We start from the raw sequence: 594 nt of genomic DNA, 5'->3' as shown, positions 1-594 counted from the left end.
ATTTTATATTTTCTATTCTACTGATTGCCGCCACTCTTTATCCAGTTTATAAAAGGTTTAGCCTATTTCTAACTGGGTGGCGGCTATCTATCAAGATGTTTTCTAGTAATGGTCCTTTTTAAATAAACAGATTACTTATTAGAAAACATCTCAAGTTTTATGCCACTATATTCTTAGTATTTGCTCTTTTTTTTGTCCGTATTAGGCCCAATAATCAGTAAGTAATATTACGAAGCTGACTGCTTTGTCATAGAGTAATAGGCAGAGACACAACACATTATTATATACACGAATTTCCTTAGGAAAACACTATGGCTCGTAAAACTCCCCTAAAACGCTATCGCAATATCGGTATCTCAGCGCATATTGATGCTGGTAAAACGACTACTACTGAGCGTGTTTTATTCTATACCGGTGTTAGCCACAAAATTGGTGAAACCCATGATGGTGCGGCTACCATGGACTGGATGGAGCAAGAACAAGAGCGCGGTATTACTATTACTTCAGCAGCAACGACTTGCTTCTGGTCAGGTATGGCTAAGCAATTCGACGAACACCGTATCGACATCATTGATACCCCAGGTCACGTTGACT

1 protein-coding gene is annotated in these 594 nt (G+C 38.9%); it reads left to right on the top strand.

Features of this window, described 5'->3' with window-relative positions:
* Nucleotides 1-311: 311 nt before the first annotated feature.
* The coding region (locus ACS8FD_RS22685) for a GTP-binding protein (RefSeq protein WP_439277519.1) at nucleotides 312-594 on the top strand (283 nt) is incomplete at its 3' end.

This window comes from Psychrobacter sp. 1U2 (assembly GCF_051847575.1).
This window is presented reverse-complemented; position numbering and strand designations above follow the sequence as displayed.